Annotated in this window: 16 protein-coding genes; 7 read left to right on the top strand and 9 right to left on the bottom strand. The window is 70.5% G+C overall.

The annotated features are described in order from the left end of the window. Nucleotides 1–76 precede the first annotated feature (76 nt). The 3 genes from O3W51_RS23645 to O3W51_RS23635 all read right to left on the bottom strand — a co-directional run bounded on the left by O3W51_RS23645 (nucleotide 77) and on the right by O3W51_RS23635 (nucleotide 2,221). Entirely contained in the window at nucleotides 77–862 is a 786-nt protein-coding gene (locus O3W51_RS23645) for an electron transfer flavoprotein subunit beta/FixA family protein (RefSeq protein ID WP_138353869.1), read from the bottom strand. Between the two features lie 186 nt (nucleotides 863–1,048). Then, the gene (locus O3W51_RS23640; protein ID WP_138353870.1) at nucleotides 1,049–1,567 is read right to left on the bottom strand and encodes a flavin reductase family protein; all 519 of its coding nucleotides are present in this window, start codon (nucleotides 1,565–1,567) and stop codon (nucleotides 1,049–1,051) included. 240 nt (nucleotides 1,568–1,807) lie between these two features. Further along, the gene (locus O3W51_RS23635) at nucleotides 1,808–2,221 is read right to left on the bottom strand and encodes a thioredoxin family protein (RefSeq protein ID WP_138353871.1); all 414 of its coding nucleotides are present in this window, start codon (nucleotides 2,219–2,221) and stop codon (nucleotides 1,808–1,810) included. 87 nt (nucleotides 2,222–2,308) lie between these two features. Here O3W51_RS23635 and O3W51_RS23630 point away from each other — a divergent pair, with 87 nt between their 5' ends. Beyond that, the gene (locus O3W51_RS23630; protein WP_232485043.1) at nucleotides 2,309–2,752 is read left to right on the top strand and encodes a DUF4395 domain-containing protein; all 444 of its coding nucleotides are present in this window, start codon (nucleotides 2,309–2,311) and stop codon (nucleotides 2,750–2,752) included. 141 nt (nucleotides 2,753–2,893) lie between these two features. After that, nucleotides 2,894–3,649: a lysophospholipid acyltransferase family protein gene (locus O3W51_RS23625; protein ID WP_138353872.1), complete on the top strand. Its 756-nt coding sequence runs from the start codon at nucleotides 2,894–2,896 to the stop codon at nucleotides 3,647–3,649. A gap of 28 nt (nucleotides 3,650–3,677) precedes the next feature. Here the strand turns inward: O3W51_RS23625 and O3W51_RS23620 are convergent, their stop codons facing one another. From O3W51_RS23620 to O3W51_RS23595, 6 genes are all read right to left on the bottom strand, one after another. Continuing rightward, entirely contained in the window at nucleotides 3,678–4,391 is a 714-nt protein-coding gene (locus O3W51_RS23620) for a B3/B4 domain-containing protein (RefSeq protein WP_138353873.1), read from the bottom strand. 32 nt (nucleotides 4,392–4,423) lie between these two features. Beyond that, nucleotides 4,424–5,023, bottom strand: a complete 600-nt coding sequence (locus O3W51_RS23615) for a transglutaminase-like domain-containing protein (protein ID WP_138353874.1) — start codon at nucleotides 5,021–5,023, stop codon at nucleotides 4,424–4,426. Nucleotides 5,024–5,097: 74 nt separating this feature from the next. Next, entirely contained in the window at nucleotides 5,098–5,493 is a 396-nt protein-coding gene (locus tag O3W51_RS23610; protein WP_138353875.1) for an STAS domain-containing protein, read from the bottom strand. A 151-nt stretch (nucleotides 5,494–5,644) separates the two neighbouring features. Next, nucleotides 5,645–6,739: a threonine aldolase family protein gene (locus O3W51_RS23605; RefSeq protein WP_138353876.1), complete on the bottom strand. Its 1,095-nt coding sequence runs from the start codon at nucleotides 6,737–6,739 to the stop codon at nucleotides 5,645–5,647. Next, the gene (locus O3W51_RS23600) at nucleotides 6,718–7,479 is read right to left on the bottom strand and encodes an SDR family NAD(P)-dependent oxidoreductase (RefSeq protein WP_138353928.1); all 762 of its coding nucleotides are present in this window, start codon (nucleotides 7,477–7,479) and stop codon (nucleotides 6,718–6,720) included. The genes O3W51_RS23605 and O3W51_RS23600 overlap by 22 nt, the downstream gene beginning before the upstream one ends. Before the next feature lie 23 nt (nucleotides 7,480–7,502). Continuing rightward, entirely contained in the window at nucleotides 7,503–8,900 is a 1,398-nt protein-coding gene (locus tag O3W51_RS23595) for a DUF6421 family protein (protein WP_138353877.1), read from the bottom strand. 364 nt (nucleotides 8,901–9,264) lie between these two features. Between O3W51_RS23595 and O3W51_RS23590 the strand changes: the two genes are divergently transcribed. The 5 genes from O3W51_RS23590 to O3W51_RS23570 all read left to right on the top strand — a co-directional run bounded on the left by O3W51_RS23590 (nucleotide 9,265) and on the right by O3W51_RS23570 (nucleotide 12,734). Then, nucleotides 9,265–9,390, top strand: coding sequence for a hypothetical protein (locus tag O3W51_RS23590; RefSeq protein WP_269287308.1), 126 nt, complete (start codon nucleotides 9,265–9,267; stop codon nucleotides 9,388–9,390). 10 nt (nucleotides 9,391–9,400) lie between these two features. Next, on the top strand, nucleotides 9,401–10,096 hold the full coding sequence (locus tag O3W51_RS23585) for a glycerophosphodiester phosphodiesterase (protein WP_138353878.1): 696 nt from the start codon (nucleotides 9,401–9,403) through the stop codon (nucleotides 10,094–10,096). 114 nt (nucleotides 10,097–10,210) lie between these two features. Further along, nucleotides 10,211–11,104 carry an ABC transporter substrate-binding protein gene (locus tag O3W51_RS23580; RefSeq protein ID WP_138353879.1) on the top strand — a complete coding sequence of 298 codons (894 nt, stop codon included), beginning with the start codon at nucleotides 10,211–10,213 and terminating at the stop codon, nucleotides 11,102–11,104. Next, nucleotides 11,101–11,973, top strand: coding sequence for an amino acid ABC transporter permease (locus O3W51_RS23575; protein WP_244809080.1), 873 nt, complete (start codon nucleotides 11,101–11,103; stop codon nucleotides 11,971–11,973). Before O3W51_RS23580 ends, O3W51_RS23575 begins: the two co-directional genes overlap by 4 nt. Next, nucleotides 11,970–12,734, top strand: coding sequence for an amino acid ABC transporter ATP-binding protein (locus tag O3W51_RS23570; protein ID WP_138353881.1), 765 nt, complete (start codon nucleotides 11,970–11,972; stop codon nucleotides 12,732–12,734). The genes O3W51_RS23575 and O3W51_RS23570 overlap by 4 nt, the downstream gene beginning before the upstream one ends. Nucleotides 12,735–12,737: the final 3 nt, after the last annotated feature.

The raw sequence follows: 12,737 nt of genomic DNA, 5'->3' as shown, positions 1-12,737 counted from the left end.
CGGTCTCCTGCGAAATCTGTAGGGGCGGGGGCGGATGGGTCGCGGCTCAGATGAACTTCAGCCTCGCGAGGCTGCTCTAGATGAACTTCTGCTCCGCAAGGAAGGCGGCAAGCTGCTTGCCGCCCTCGCCCTCGTCCTTGACGATCGTGCCGGCGGTGCGCGCCGGGCGCTGCGTGGCCTCGTCCACCGTGGACCAGGAGCCGGAGAGGCCGACCGTGGCCTCGTCGATGTCCAGGTCGGACAGGTCCAGGGACTCCACCGGCTTCTTCTTGGCGGCCATGATGCCCTTGAACGACGGGTAGCGGGCCTCGCCCGACTGGTCGGTCACGGAGATCACGGCGGGGAGGGACGCCTCGAGCTGCTCGCTCGCCGCGTCGCCGTCACGGCGGCCGGTCACCTTGCCGTCGGCGACGGACACCTCGGACAGCTGGGTCACCTGCGGGACGCCGAGGCGCTCCGCGAGGATCGCCGGCAGCACGCCCATGGTGCCGTCGGTGGAGGCCATACCGCACACGACCAGGTCGAACCCGGCGTGCTCCACGGCCTTGGCGAGCACCAGCGAGGTACCGAACACGTCGGTGCCGTGCAGTGCGTCGTCCTCGACGTGGATGGCCTTGTGGGCGCCCATCGACAGCGCCTTGCGCAGCGCGTCCTTGGCGTCCTCGGGACCGACGGTCAGTACCGTGATCTCGGCATCGTCGGCGGCGTCGGCGATCTGCAGCGCCTGCTCGACCGCGTACTCGTCGAGCTCGGACAGCAGACCGTCAACGGCGTCGCGGTCAGTGGTCAGGTCCTCGGCGAAGTGACGGTCGCCCGTGGCGTCGGGCACGTACTTCACACAGACAACGATCCTCAAGCTCACGCCTGCTCTCCTACTGCTTAGTCTCGTCAACTGCCCTTGCAGGCAGCATAGGCGCCTTAGCGGGGTGGCCCCCCACCGGCACGCACCAGCGTTCCAACAGAAGGTTACTCGCCAGTACACCCAGCTCCTCACCCGTAAGCAAGGGTGATGAACTGTGACGTTGCCGACGCCACGGCCCGGAACGGGTCAGTGGCGCAGCCCGTTGAAGCCGCCCTGGTGGTAGAGGAGCGGGCTGCCGGGGCCCGTCGGGTCGCCCGCGACGGCCTGTGCCACCACGATCCGGTGATCGCCCGCCGGGATACGGGCCAGCACGCGGCAGACCAGCCAGGCCGAGACCTCGCCGAGCACCGGCACACCGTGCGGCCCCTCGCGCCAGTCGGTGGCCGGGCCGAACCGGTCGGCGCCGCTGCGCGCGAAGGTCGCGGCCAGCGCTTCCTGGTGGTCGCCGAGCACATGGACGCCGACGAACGGGACCTCGGACAGCGTGGGCCAGCTGGAGGAACCGGTACTGATGCCGAACGAGAGCAGCGGGGGTTCGGCCGATACGGAGGTGAGCGAGGTGGCCGTGAAACCCACCGGCCGGTCGCCGGCCGCGGTGATGACGGCGACCCCGGCCGCGTGGCGGCGGAACACCGAGCGGAAGACGGCCGGGTCGAAGCCGGCGGCGGTGCCGGGAAGGGTGCCGAGGTCGGTCAGGGCAGTCATGGAGTTGTCCTTCTGGAGCGGTCGGGCCGGAGGCGAATGGTCGTCTGGGGCGCTCAACAACTCGGACAGCGCGCACTCGAATGGCGACCGAGATCGACATCCGCGCGCGTGTGAAGAAGGGGGTCTCGCGACATAACGTCAGAGTGACGATGGCAGGCGGGCTCCGTCAAGAGCGGCCCGGGATTTGGGATCCCCATCACAAGATCACCGGTCCGGATGCGCCGGTCCGCGGGCCGGCCGTCACACCGCGGCGCCGAGCGCCGCGATCACGTCCACCTTGCGCGGCTGGCCCGCCGCCCGGCGCACCACCGCTCCGCTCGCGTCGAGCACGAGGACGGTCGGGGTCTTCAGGATCGCCAGCCTGCGGACGAGTTCCAGATGGGCCTCCGCGTCGATCTCGACGTGGGTCACCCCTTCCACCATGGTGGCGATCTCGTCGAGCGTCCGCCGGGTGGCCCGGCACGGGGCGCAGAAGGAGCTGGAGAACTGCACCAGCGTGGCGCGCGCACCGAGCGGCCCGCCGATCTCGGCAGCCGTCAGCCGCTCCTGGCCGTCCTTCGTCCGCACCCGAATCCTCCCGTTCCGGCGCTGGTGCACCAGGCCGAACGCGCTCGCCGCCGCAAGGACAGCGAGGCACACCACCAATCCCGTCATCTTTTCCTCCCGCAGCGGTGCAGCGTTCACGGGACCGCAATGATTCCCGTGGGGCCGGGTGCGCCCCGGTCCGGGATCATCGGCTCCATGAACGCGATGAATGCCGCGAACGCCGCCCCCGCCTCGAGCCTCGATGTCCGCGGGCCCCGCTTCGGCGCCGTCCTCACCACCGTCGTCCTGGCCGCCGTCCTGGTCACCGGGAGTGGCTGGCTGCTGGCCGTACAGGCGGTGGTCTTCGCGACCGGCGCCGCGGCCGGCGTGCGGCGCTCCCCCTACGGCTGGCTGTTCGCCACCGTCGTACGGCCCCGGCTCGGGCCGACGCAGGAGACCGAGGACCCCGCGCCGCCGCGCTTCGCGCAGGCCGTGGGGCTCGTCTTCGCGCTCATCGGTCTGGTCGGCTACTTCGCCGGACCGCTGTGGCTGGGTATGGCCGCGACCGGCTGCGCGCTGGCCGCGGCGTTTCTCAACGCTGCCTTCGGGTACTGCTTGGGGTGCGAGATGTATCTCTTGTTCCGGCGTGCGACGGGGTGACGTGACGAGAATCTCGCGGGATCGTGGGCACGCAAGGTGACACGGGGCACGTTGTCGGTGCACGATCCATCAGCGACCGGAACCTACGGGCGCGTAACTTCCGCCGGGAGAGCCGCCCCCGGAGAGAGCAGGTACCCGGACATGGCTGAACTCGTCTATCCCCCGGTCATCGGCGTTGCCCGCACCATGTTCCGTGTGCAGGGGCTGCGCTTCGACATCGGCGGCACGGAGAACGTACCGCGCAAGGGCGGAGCGCTGCTGGTCTCCAACCACATCGGCTACCTGGACTTCGTCTTCGCCGGTCTGACGGCGCTGCCGAACAAGCGGCTGGTCCGCTTCATGGCGAAGGACTCGGTCTTCCGGCACAAGGTGTCGGGTCCGCTGATGCGGGCGATGAAGCACATTCCGGTGGACCGCTCGGAAGGTATGCACGCGTACGCGCACGCGCTGGACGCGCTGCGGGCCGGCGAGATCATCGGGGTCTTCCCCGAGGCCACCATCTCGCAGTCGTTCACCCTGAAGTCGTTCAAGTCCGGCGCGGCGCGGCTCGCCGAGGAAGCCGGCGTACCGCTGCTCCCGATGGCCCTGTGGGGCACCCAGCGGCTGTGGACCAAGGGGCACCCGCGCCATCTCGGCCGCAACAAGTTCCCCATCACCATGCGGGTGGGCGAGCCGATGCGGGCGAACGAGGGCGAGAAGCCGGGCGCGCTCACCCGGCGGCTGCGGATGCGCGTCCAGGAGCTGCTGGAGGACGCGCAGCGCGCCTACCCGGGCAAGCCGAGCGGCCCCGACGACCGGTGGTGGCTGCCCAGCCACCTCGGCGGCACCGCGCCCACCCCGGAAGAGGCCGCCGAGCTGGACCGTGCGGACCGCGACGAGCGGGCGGCCAGGCGCTGACCCACCGCGCCACGGCGCCCGGCCGGGCTCAGTCCGCCTCGCGGACCGTCACCTCGGCCGCGGGGCTCAGCAGACGCAGTCCCTCGGCGAGCTCGCCCGCGGCGGTGTGCAGCTCGTCGAGCGGCATCGGCGTGAGGCGTTCGAGCAGGAAGACGGCGTTGACGGAGTCCTCCGTCAGCCGGGTGCGGACGCCCTGACGCCAGTTCCAGCGGCGGCAGGTGACCCCGGTGTCGTCCTGCCAGACGACCTCGCCGGGCTCGGGGTGCTCCACGACCGGCTCGCCACCGGCCGCGGTCTCGAACTTCTCGTCGCCGCCGGCCCGTACCAGCCGCATCCCGCCGAGGATGTGGTCGGTGTCCTCGCCGCCGACCGGCACCAGATGGGCCACGCTGACGGCGTTGTAGAGGTCGACGAGGAGATTGATCCTCGGCAGCCCGCCGTCGGCGAGTGCGCGTCTGGCCAGCGCCTCGGCGGAGTTGCGGGTGCGGGACGGCTTGGCGCCGAAGGCGGTGTACGCGTCGCGCCAGGCCGCGATGTGCGGGTCCTCGTGCGGGGCGCGGCCGGCCAGCCGCGCGGTGAGCCGGCGCACGGCGTCGTCGAGCAGCGCGGAGCTCCGCTCGTCGCTCGGCCCGTTGGTCAGGCCCCGGGCCTCGACGATGAGCGGGACGAATCCGGGTGCGAGCTCGTGCACCTCGGGGGCCACGGTGATGTTCAGGGGCTGAGCGGGGTTCGTCGGGGGCATCGCAGACCTTGGTTCCTTGACGGGGACGGCGTTCACAGCGCGGTGGGCAGCAGCTGCCACAGGTGCGGCCGGTCGGTGGCGCGCTGAAGAGATTCCAGCACGGCCGGCGGCGGAGCCGCGTACAGCACCGGGTAGTCGGCCTCGCCGAACTCGGGGCGGACCCGCCAGGCGAGCTGTTCCCGCTCCGCCGAGAACTGCGCGTCCACACCCGGCTTGTTCCCCCGCGCGTCCTGCCGCGCCCACTGCGTCCGCCCGGGCAGCAGGACGGCGACGAGGCCGTGCACCAGCGGATTGCCACCGGCTTCGTCGGTGAGGCGCTGGTAACAGAGCCCGGTGGGAATCCCCTCGGCCCGCAGCAGCGCGGCGAGGGCGTGCGACTTGGCGTGGCAGATACCGGTGCGCAGCCGCAGGACGTCCGAGGCGCGCCAGGTCACCCGGGGGTCGTCGGCGTCGCCGGAGTGCGGAACGGTGTCGCGGACGAACTCGAAGGCCGCCCGGGCGTAGTCGTACGCGCCGTCACTACCCGCGCGCAGCCGTTCCGCGGTCTCGCGCACCAGCGGATGGTCATGGTCGATGACGTCGTCGGCGGCGAGATACGCCGCGGGACCGGGTACGTCCTGGAGGAGTTCCATATTCGGAACCCTAGGCAGGATCACACGTCCGATCAATCGAAATACGAATCAGTGCATACTTATTCAGGAGCGGGCTAGGCGATCGCACCGTTCGTGGCGCCCGGTCCGGCGTCGTCCGCGTGCCGGGCCAGCGCGGACGCCAGATCGGGATGGATCTCGAAGACCCGCCCCAGCCGGGTGAGCCGCAGCAGCCTCGTGAAGGACGGATCGGCGCTGACGATCCGGATGCGGCCCCCGTTCTCGAGGGCGTGCATCCGGAACCGGCAGAGCAGCGAAAGACCGCTGCAGTCGATGAACGTCACGGGCCGCAGATCGATGATGAAGTCCGAGTCGGCCACCCGGGCGAGTGCGTCGAGGAAAGGGGACAGCCCCGCCGCGGCGAGGACGTCCAGTTCTCCCCACAGCTCGACCACGGTGGTCCCGGCCACCGATCGCCGACTGGCGCCGAAGGCGGGCTGATCGTCGTACATGGCAGGCCCCCCACTCCTGGTGATGGGCGTGCGCCGATGCGCATGTGTACGTGTCATACCCGCCGGTCGGCGATGAAGTCAACGGTTGGGACAGCAGCGGAAGTTGGCTTGTTCCGGGCCGTGGCCGGGCCGTGGGACAGCGGTGGCGGGACTAGTGTCCGGCCAGTTCCGCGGCGATGGCAGCCGCGAACGAGTCGACGTCGTCCTCCGTGGTGTCGAAGGAGCACATCCAGCGGACCTCACCGGTGTTCTCGTTCCAGAAATAGAAGCGGTAGCGCTTCTGCAGCCGCTCACTGACCTCGCGCGGCAGGATCGCGAAGACGGCGTTGGACTGCACCGGACGGACGATCGTCACACCGTCGACCCCCCGGACGGCCGCTTCCAGCCGCTGCGCCATCGCGTTGGCGTGCCGCGCGCCGCGCAGCCAGAGGTCGCCGGCGAGCAGCGCCTCGAACTGCACCGACACGAAGCGCATCTTGGAGGCGAGCTGCATCGACAGCTTGCGCAGATGCTTCATGGCGCGCACCCGCTCGGGGGTGAGCACGACGATGCACTCCCCCATCAGCAGGCCGTTCTTGGTGCCGCCGAAGGAGAGGATGTCGACCCCGGCGTCGGTGGTGAACGCCGCGAGCGGCACACCGAGCGTGGCGGCGGCGTTGGAGATCCGCGCCCCGTCCAGATGGACGGCCATGCCGTGCTGGTGGGCGTGGTCGCAGATCGCCCGGATCTCGTCGGGGGTGTAGCAGGTGCCCAGTTCGGTGGTCTGGGTGATCGAGACGACCTGCGGCTGCGCCCGGTGCTCGTCCTCGAAGCCGAACGCCTGGAGGTCGATCAGCTCGGGGGTGAGCTTGCCGTCCGGCGTCGGGACGGTCAGCAGCTTGAGCCCGCCGACGCGCTCCGGAGCGCCGCACTCGTCCACGTTGATGTGCGCGGACTCCGCGCAGATCACCGCGCCCCAGCGCTCGGTGACGGACTGCAGCGCCGTGACGTTGGCGCCGGTGCCGTTGAAGACCGGGAAGACCTCCGCGCGCGGGCCGAAGTGGCCGCGGAAGATGTCCTGCAGATGGGCGGTGTAGTCGTCCTCGCCGTACGCGACCTGGTGGCCGCCGTTGGCGAGGGCGAGGGCGGTGAGCACCTCGGGGTGCACGCCGGCGTAGTTGTCGCTGGCGAAGCCCCGGACCTCGGGGTCGTGGCGCCGGACGGCGTCGGTGGCGAGCTGCTCGCTCACGGTTGGGGCGTCAGCCACAGTCGGGTTCCGTTCACTTCCTCGGCGGGCCGGTTCCAGATGTCCGTGACGGCCTCGGCGAGGTCCGTCACATCGGTGAAGCCGGCGAATTTGGCGTTCGGGCGCTGCGCCCGCATCTCATCGTGCACCAGCGCCTTGATGACGACGACGCTGGCCGCCGCGGTGAGCGGGTCGGTGCCCGCCAGCTTGCGGAACGAGTCCCCCATGGCGAGCGTCCAGGCCTCGGCGGCGGCCTTCGACGCGGCGTAGGCGGCGTTGCCGGCCGTCGGGCTGCTGGCACCGGCGGCGCTGATCAGCACATAGCGGCCGCGCGTGCTGCGCAGCAGCGGGTCGTGGAACGCCAGCGAGGTGTGCTGGACGGTGCGGATCAGCAGCTTGTGCAGGAAGTCCCAGTCGGCGAGGTCGGTCTCGGTGAACGACGCGGAGCCGCGCCAGCCGCCGACCAGATGGACCAGACCGTCGACCGGACCGTGGTCCTTCTCGATCCGCTCGGCCCATTCACGGGTCGCGTCGGGGTCGAGCAGGTCCACGATCTCACCGGTGATGTCCGCACCGCCGGCGTCGAAACGGGCCTGGTCGACGGCTTGCGCGAGCCGTTCGGGGTTCGCGTCTGCGGCGACCACATGAGCGCCCGCCTTGGCGAGCCGCTGGAGCATCGCGCGGCCGGCCGGACCGCCGGCTCCCGCCACCGCGATGACCGCTCCCTGGAGCGGTCCCTGGCTTTCGGTCCCGTTCGCCATCTTCGCCTCCTCGGCCGCGTCGCTCACGCCGCCGTCCGTACGACGCCGCTCGCGGTGATCCCCTTGGTCGAGGCGATCACGTCGCGCAGCTTCTTCGCGAGTGCCTCATAGAACATGCTCAGCGGGAACTCGTCGACGAGCACCTCGTCCACGAGCTTGCGCGGCGGCAGCGACAGGTCGAGGGCGTCCGGGCCCTTGGCCCACACCGATCCCGGGTGGGGCGAGAGGTACGTCGCGACCAGGTCGTACGCGGCGAACCAGTGCACGAGCTTCGGGCGGTCGATGCCGTCGCGGTACAGCTTCTCGATGTCGGCGCAGAGCTGGTTGGTGACCTTGGGAGCCAGCTCCCAGTCGATGTGCAGGGTGTTGTCCGTCCAGCGTACGGCGTCGTGCTTGTGCAGGTAGGAGAAGAGCAGCTGGCCGCCCAGGCCGTCGTAGTTGCGGACCCGCTCGCCGGTGACGGGGAAGCGGAAGAGGCGGTCGAAGAGGATCGCGTACTGCACGCCCAGGCCCATCGGGTGGCCCTCGGCCTGCAGCTTCACGGCCTCCTTGAAGGTCGTGAGGTCACAGCGCAGCTCTTCGAGGCCGTACATCCAGAACGGCGCCCGCTGCTTGATCATGAAGGGGTCGAACGGCAGGTCGCCGTGGCTGTGGGTGCGGTCGTGGATCATGTCCCACAGCACGAACGTCTGCTGGGAGAGCTCCTGGTCCTCGATGAGCCGCGCGGCCTCACCGGGCAGTTCCAGGCCGAGGGTGTCCACGGCGGCGGCGGTCACGGCCCGGAAGCGGGCGGCCTCGCGGTCGCAGAAGATGCCGCCCCAGGTCCAGCGCTCGGGCGCCTGGCGGACGGCCACGGTCTCCGGGAAGAGCACCGCGGAGTTGGTGTCGTAGCCGGGCGTGAAGTCCTGGAACGTGATCGGCACGAACAGCGGGTTGTCGTAGCGGGTCCGCTCCAGCTCGGCGAGCCAGTCGGGCCACACGACGCGCAGGGCGACGGCTTCCAGGTTGCGGTCCGGGTTGCCGTTCTGCGTGTACATCGGGAAGACGACCAGGTGCTGCAGGCCGTCGCGCCGGTCGGCGGCGGGCTGGAAGGCCAGCAGCGAGTCCAGGAAGTCCGGGACGCCGAAGCCGCCGTCGGCCCAGCGGCGCAGGTCGGTGACGAGCGCCTGGTGGTACGCCGTGTCGTGCGGCACCAGCGGGGAGAGCTGCTCGATCGCGTCGATGACGCGCTCCAAGGTGCGCTCCACATCGGCCAGCGACGGGACGACCTCGGCGGAGAAGTCGATCGAGCCGTCCTTCTGCTGCCAGGGCCTGATGGCTTCCACGGCTTGCTTCAGTACGGCCCACGCCGGATGCGAGGCGATGCCCTCGCCGGATATCCCGGCCCCGTCAGCCACTACAGCCGAAAGATTTTCACTCATGACCCCTCCTTCACAGAAGAAACGCGCTTGATCCGCCAAGGAAGCGTATCTATACGAGCTTCCTCCGTTCAAGGGGGGTCGGAGCAGATTATCCTGTGCGACCCCCCACAAGACCGGTCATTTTCCTGTCATGCGCCGTTCTCGCGATGAGTTCTGTTAGTTGCGTCATGATGGGGCGGCCGACCTTCGGAACATTGCTCCCTTATGACCGTAAAGCGACTTCGTTCCAGTCTCGCCCAGCTTCCCGGCGCGCGCGATCCCCGCGCCGGATCCCGGCGGCCCGGTGGCAGCCCGGCGGGCGGCACGCCCTCACACGAGTGACGGAACCGGCAGGCCGGGGTCCGGCGGCGGTAGGAGAGGGGTCATGAGTACCCGCGCTGTCCTCGTCGCCGCCCTGATCACCGGATTCGTCCTCGGCACGGCGGGTGTCCGCTCCTCGCACTCCGCGCCGTCACACCACGTTCCACCTGCCGTCACCGCCCGTCCCTAGGATGTCGGCCATGAACTTCCTCACCGTCGGTCACCGGGGTGTCATGGGCGTGGAGCCCGAGAACACCCTGCGTTCCTTCGCCCGCGCCGAGCGCGAGGGGCTGGACCAGATCGAGCTCGATCTGCACCTGAGCAAGGACGGCGCGCTCGTCGTCATGCATGACGCGGAGGTGGACCGCACCACGGACGGCACCGGCCGGATCGGCGACCTCACCCTCGACGAGCTGCGCGAGCTGGACGCGGGGCAGGGCGAACGGGTGCCCGTCCTCGAAGAGGTGCTGGACGCGGTCACCGGACCGATCCAGGCCGAGATCAAGGACGTGGCCGCCGCCCGGGTGCTCGCGAAGGTGCTGCGCGACCGCGACGAGGTGGGCCGGGTGAGCGTGCTGTCCTTCCACGACGAGGCGCTGCGCGAGATCCACGAACTGCTGCCGGAGTCGCACCGCGTGCTGGTCGCCAGCGAGCTCGGCCGGGACCTGGTGGCACGCGCGCGGGCCGTGGGTGCCCGGATGGTCAGTCTGGAACTGCCGCAGCTCAGCCTCGACGTGGTCCGCCGCTGCCGGGACGCCGGGCTCGCCGTGATCGCGTGGACGGTGAACACTCCGCAGGAGCTGGACCTGGCGCACGCACTCGGGCTGGACGGCATCGTGACCGACCTGCCGTCCATCGACGGTCGGGCGATGCCGCAGATCGCCGGACGGGCCTGACAGGTAGGCCTCCTGGCGAGGCGCGGGGCAACACCCCGGACACAAACGTCCGGCATTCGGACGTATGCTCCCGCGGCCTGGACAGATTCCCCCGGCCGATGTCAATGTCCGGCCATGCGTTCCGCGAACCTGCTGTCCCCGCGCCTCGCCGCCATCGCCGCGGCCGCCCTGCTCACCCTCGCCGCCACCGGCTGCGCGCCCCAGGAGGACGACTCCGCGGGCAGCACCGCCGCGCCCTCGGGAACGTCCGCCGCGAGCTGTGCCCCGGCCGGTCTGTCCACCCGCACCGCGGGCAAGCTGACCGTGGGCACGGACACGCCCGCGTACAACCCGTGGTTCACCGACGACAAGCCCGCCAACGGCAAGGGCTTCGAGTCGGCCGTCACCTACGCCGTCGCCAAGCAGCTCGGCTATGCCCAGGCCGATGTCGTCTGGCAGACCGTCGCCTTCAACAACGCCTTCGCGCCCGGCGCGAAGACCTTCGACTTCGACATCAACCAGGTCTCGATCAGCGACGACCGCAAGAAGGCCGTCGACTTCTCGTCCGGCTACTACGACGTGCGCCAGGCCGTCATCGCGCTCAAGACCTCGAAGATCGCGAACGCGAGGTCGATCGCCGACCTCAAGGGCGCCAAGCTCGGCGCCCAGGTCGGCACCACCAGCCTGGACGTGCTCAACGACGTCATCAAGCCGACCCAGGCACCCGCCGTCTACCAGAAGAACGACCTCGCCAAGAGCGCGCTGAAGAACGGTCAGGTGGACGGCATCGTCGTCGATCTGCCCACCGCGTTCTACATCACCGGCGCCGAGGTGCCGGAGGCCAAGGTCGTCGGGCAGTTCGAGACCGGCGGCGCCCAGAAGGAGCAGTTCGGCCTCGTCCTGGACAAGGGCAGCAAGCTCACGGCGTGCGTCAGCAAGGCTGTCGACGCGCTGCGCAAGGACGGCACGCTGGCCGGGCTGGAGAAGCAGTGGCTGTCCGAGGCCGTCGACGCGCCGGTGCTGAAGTGACGCTGGAGGACGTCCGGCCGGACACCTACCGGCCGTCCGAGCGGCGGATCGAACGGGAGCGCTTCCGGCGCGCCCGCACCCGCCGCGCGGTGATCATCGGTGCCGTCAGCACGCTCGCCACCGCCGGGTTGCTCATCGGGCTCGTCGTCAGCTCCCCCGGCTGGCAGCGCACCCGCGAGACCTTCTTCAACGCGCACGACGCGCGCGCGTCACTGCCGAAGATCCTCGACGGGCTCTGGCTCAACCTCCAGCTGATGGTGGTGTGCGGAGCTGTCGTCCTGGTCCTCGGGCTGCTGCTCGCCGTCACCCGCACCCTGCGCGGGCCGGTGTTCTTCCCGCTGCGGGCGCTCGCCACCGCCTATGTCGACTTCTTCCGCGGTCTGCCGCTGATCATCTGCCTGCTCGGCGTGGTCTTCGGCGTCCCCGCGCTGCGGCTGCAGGGCGTCACCACCGACCCGGTGGTGCTGGGCGGCACGGCCCTGGTCCTCACCTACTCGGCGTACGTCGCCGAGGTCTTCCGGGCCGGGATCGACACCGTCCACCCCAGCCAGCGCGCCGCCGCCCGCTCGCTGGGGCTGAGCAGCGCGCAGACCATGCGCCACGTGGTGCTGCCGCAGGCCGTCCGGCGGGTCGTGCCCCCGCTGCTGAACGACCTGGTCTCGCTGCAGAAGGACACCGGTCTGGTGTCGATCGCCGGCGCGGTCGACGCGGTGTACGCCGCGCAGATCTACGCGGGCAAGACCTTCAACTACACCTCGTACGTCGTCGCCGGCCTGATCTTCGTCGCGCTCACCATCCCGATGACGCGCTTCACCGACTGGATCACCGCCCGGATGAACCGCCGCCAGTCGCAGGGAGGAACCGTATGAGTGACGGCACGAGCACGACACCCGTGCTGCGGCTGGAGTCCGTACGCAAGACGTTCGGCTCCACGGTGGTGCTCCGCGACATCGATCTCAGCGTGCCCCCGCACACCGTCACCGCGCTGATCGGCGCCTCCGGCTCCGGCAAGTCGACGCTGCTGCGCTGCGCCAACCTGCTGGAGGACATCGACGACGGGGCGATCTTCCTGGACGGCGAGGACATCACCGACCCGCGGGTCGACCCGGACACGGTGCGCCGCCGGATCGGGGTCGTCTTCCAGGCGTACAACCTGTTCCCGCACATGACCGTGCTCGACAACATCACCCTCGCGCCGCGCCGGGTGCACAAGGTCGCGCGCGCCGAGGCGGCCGAGCGGGCCCGTGAACTGCTCGCCCGGCTCGGCCTCGGCGACAAGGCCGGCGAGTACCCGGACCGGCTCAGCGGCGGCCAGCAGCAGCGCGTCGCGATCGTCCGGGCGCTGGCCGGGCAGCCGCGGCTGCTGCTCCTCGACGAGATCACCGCGGCGCTCGACCCGGAGCTGGTCGGCGAGGTGCTGGGCGTCGTCCGCGATCTCAAGGACCAGGGCATGACGATGGTGATCGCCACGCACGAGATGGGCTTCGCCCGCGAGGTCGCCGACCAGGTCTGCTTCCTCGACGCCGGGGTGGTGCTGGAGCGCGGCACCCCGAAGCAGGTGTTCGGGGCACCGGAGCAGGAGCGCACTCAGCGCTTCCTGCGGCGCTTCGCGGAGGCCGGGCGGCTGTAACGG

It is taken from the genome of Streptomyces sp. H39-C1 (assembly GCF_027158125.1).
GTDB lineage: Bacteria > Actinomycetota > Actinomycetes > Streptomycetales > Streptomycetaceae > Actinacidiphila > Actinacidiphila fildesensis.
The sequence above is the reverse complement of the archived record's forward strand: the minus strand, read 5'-3'. Positions and strand labels throughout refer to the sequence as shown.

Bases quoted from the DNA above. Each gene is read 5' to 3' on its own strand.
- O3W51_RS23595 (WP_138353877.1), bottom strand. From the start codon at position 8,900: ATGAGTGAAAATCTTTCGGCTGTAGTGGCTGACGGGGCCGGGATATCC.
- O3W51_RS23635 (WP_138353871.1), bottom strand. From the start codon at position 2,221: ATGACGGGATTGGTGGTGTGCCTCGCTGTCCTTGCGGCGGCGAGCGCG.
- O3W51_RS23615 (WP_138353874.1), bottom strand. From the start codon at position 5,023: ATGGAACTCCTCCAGGACGTACCCGGTCCCGCGGCGTATCTCGCCGCC.
- O3W51_RS23580 (WP_138353879.1), top strand. From the start codon at position 10,211: ATGCGTTCCGCGAACCTGCTGTCCCCGCGCCTCGCCGCCATCGCCGCG.
- O3W51_RS23610 (WP_138353875.1), bottom strand. From the start codon at position 5,493: ATGTACGACGATCAGCCCGCCTTCGGCGCCAGTCGGCGATCGGTGGCC.
- O3W51_RS23630 (WP_232485043.1), top strand. From the start codon at position 2,309: ATGAACGCGATGAATGCCGCGAACGCCGCCCCCGCCTCGAGCCTCGAT.
- O3W51_RS23625 (WP_138353872.1), top strand. From the start codon at position 2,894: ATGGCTGAACTCGTCTATCCCCCGGTCATCGGCGTTGCCCGCACCATG.
- O3W51_RS23590 (WP_269287308.1), top strand. From the start codon at position 9,265: ATGAGTACCCGCGCTGTCCTCGTCGCCGCCCTGATCACCGGATTCGTC.
- O3W51_RS23640 (WP_138353870.1), bottom strand. From the start codon at position 1,567: ATGACTGCCCTGACCGACCTCGGCACCCTTCCCGGCACCGCCGCCGGC.
- O3W51_RS23600 (WP_138353928.1), bottom strand. From the start codon at position 7,479: ATGGCGAACGGGACCGAAAGCCAGGGACCGCTCCAGGGAGCGGTCATC.
- O3W51_RS23620 (WP_138353873.1), bottom strand. From the start codon at position 4,391: ATGCCCCCGACGAACCCCGCTCAGCCCCTGAACATCACCGTGGCCCCC.
- O3W51_RS23570 (WP_138353881.1), top strand. From the start codon at position 11,970: ATGAGTGACGGCACGAGCACGACACCCGTGCTGCGGCTGGAGTCCGTA.
- O3W51_RS23585 (WP_138353878.1), top strand. From the start codon at position 9,401: ATGAACTTCCTCACCGTCGGTCACCGGGGTGTCATGGGCGTGGAGCCC.